1 protein-coding gene is annotated in these 260 nt (G+C 62.3%); it reads right to left on the bottom strand.

Annotated features, from left to right (window positions below; genetic code table 11):
• The coding region (locus SB765_RS30970) for an ABC transporter transmembrane domain-containing protein (protein WP_410932667.1) at positions 1-260 on the bottom strand (260 nt) is incomplete at both ends.

Here is a 260-nt window from a genome sequence, read left to right as displayed (position 1 = left end):
ATAGCGGTCAGGATCAGCAGGAACATGGGCAAGGACAGCATGGCCAGGTAGCCCAGGCAGCCCAGGGTGACGGTCAGGGCGATCGCCAGGGGCGCGAAGGCGAAGGCGAAATCGCTGATGGTGTCTACGTCGTGCGTCAACACCGGGATCAGCCGATGGCTGCGATAGCGCTCGATTTGTTCGATGGGGGCCGACAGCACCTTCTCGCCTAGCGTTTTGCGCAAGGCGGCAATGATGTGCTGGCCCACTCGGTTGCTACC

The organism is Pseudomonas sp. SIMBA_067 (assembly GCF_046534675.1).
In the GTDB taxonomy this organism is placed as follows: domain Bacteria; phylum Pseudomonadota; class Gammaproteobacteria; order Pseudomonadales; family Pseudomonadaceae; genus Aquipseudomonas; species Aquipseudomonas putida.
The sequence above is the reverse complement of the archived record's forward strand: the minus strand, read 5'-3'. Positions and strand labels throughout refer to the sequence as shown.